Below are 1,927 nucleotides of genomic sequence, written 5' to 3' on the forward strand. Positions count from 1 at the left end.
GCTTGACCTTCAGCCGGTCCAGTGCCTCGCGCAGGGCCTCGTTGCCAGGTTCGCGCTGGGCGGCCTCTGCAAAGACGCGGCGGGCTTCATCCTGGGCGCCGCTGGCCCACAGCACCTCGCCAAGATGGGCGGCGATCTCGGCGTCGGGGCGGGCGGTATGGGCCTGGCGCAGCAGCTTGGCGGCCTCGGGCAGGTTGCCCAGGCGGAATTCGACCCAGCCCAGGCTGTCGACGATGAAGGGCTCGCCCGGCGCCAGCTTCAGCGCCTGTTCGATGAGCTCCTTGGCCTCGGGCAGGCGCAGATTGCGCTCGGCCAGCGAATAGCCCAGGGCGTTGTAGGCGTGGTGATAGTCGGGTTTGATCTCGATAACCCGGCGTAAGAGGCTCTCCATTTCATCGAAGCGGCCCGCCTTCTCGGTCATCATGGCCTGTTCGTAGACGAGGTCGGCGTCGGCGGGAAAGCGGGTCGTGGCAGTCTTGAGGACGGCCAGTGAGGCCGTGTAGTCGCGCTGCTCGCGCATCAGCTGGGCTTCGGCAAGCAGCGCGGCGCGGGCTTCGGCATCGCTGGCATCGCTCGCCGGTTGCAGCAGCTTGCGGGCCTCAGGCAGCTTCCCTTGTCGAGCCAGCAGGCTGGCGCGGCGGTAGCGCAGTTCCAGTCCGTTGCCGTCCACCTTTTGCAGTGCCGCCTCGGCGGCCTTGAGGTCGCCGCGTTGCTCGGCCGCCTGGGACAGCATCAACCAGGCCTGCTGGCGGCCGTCGGTGCGGGCCTTGATCTCGGCATCGGTGCCCGAGGCCGGTGTGTCCAGCCGCTTCAGGGCTTCGCGCAGGGCGGCCTCAGCGGCGGCGGCATGCTTGAGCTCCAGCTCGGTGGCGCCCAAGGCCAGCCAGGGGGCGGGGTTGTCGGGCGTCGCCTCGGTCAACAGGCGGAATTCGCGCGCGGCGTCGGCCGGGCGCTGGGCCAGGATCAGGGCGCGGGCATAGGCCTGGCGCAGCGCATGCTGATCAGGCGTCTGCTGCAGCCTGGCGGTGATCAGCCCTTCGGCCTGAGGCTCCGTGGGCATCAGGTCGACGGCCAGTTGCATCGCGTCGTCGTTGTCGGGCACGAGCTGGTTGAGTTCGCGGGTCAGCCCAAGTGCTCGCGCGTTCTCGCCGGCATTGATGGACAGGCGGGCCTCGGTGTACAGGGCGGCGGGCTTGAGCGGGCCGGCCTGGGCCTGCAGCACCGGGCGCAGGGCCATGAGCACGGCCTTGGGATCGGGCGAGCGCTGGAACAGGCGGGGCAGCGCGAGGATGAGCCCGGGGCGCTGCGGAGCGGGCGCAACGCGCAGCAAGCTCGCCAGCGGCGTGGGTACTTCGGCGGGCTTGTTCATGACGGCCAGCAGCTGCACGCAGTTCTGCAGCGCCTCGGCCGAGGTTGGCACCGTCTCGGCCCAGGCGCGTGCGGCCATCAGGGCCTGGTCACCCGCACGAGCCTGCACGGCGATGTTGACGACGCGCTTGAACAGCTCCTCGTCACCGGTGCGGCGCGCGGCGTCCAGCAGCACCTGGAAGGCGACGCCGGCCTGGCCACTCTGCAGCTCGAGCTCGCCGATCAGCAGCTGGTAGAACAGCGGCGCGTCCATGGCCGAGTTCGTCGGTGCCTCGGCGGGAGTGGCCGGTGCGACGGCATCCTGGGCGTGGGCTTGCAGGGCGGCGAACAGGGCGGCCGCGGCGATCACGCGGCGAGTGGGCAGGGGCATTCGAACTCCGACTGGACAGGGCCTGATTATGATTTCCGTCTCATGCCCGAGTTACCCGAAGTCGAAGTCACGCGCCGCAGCTTTGCTGGTGCCATCCAGGGGGCCCGGGTGACCGGCCTTCGCCTGGGAAAACCCTTGCGCTGGCCACTCGGCGTCGACCCCGAAACACTGCTCGGCAGCCGCGTCGGC

At 70.1% G+C, this 1,927-nt stretch carries 2 protein-coding genes; one reads left to right on the top strand and one right to left on the bottom strand.

Going from position 1 to position 1,927, the window contains the following annotated elements; translation table 11 throughout:
- Nucleotides 1–1,738: tetratricopeptide repeat protein (locus AC1DU6_RS29305; protein ID WP_477861487.1), on the bottom strand; the 1,738-nt coding region annotated here is incomplete at its 3' end.
- A gap of 42 nt (nucleotides 1,739–1,780) precedes the next feature.
- Between AC1DU6_RS29305 and AC1DU6_RS29310 the strand changes: the two genes are divergently transcribed.
- A partial coding sequence (locus AC1DU6_RS29310) for a DNA-formamidopyrimidine glycosylase family protein (protein WP_477861489.1) occupies nucleotides 1,781–1,927 on the top strand: 147 nt, incomplete at its 3' end.

Source organism: Roseateles sp. P5_B10, assembly GCF_056400485.1.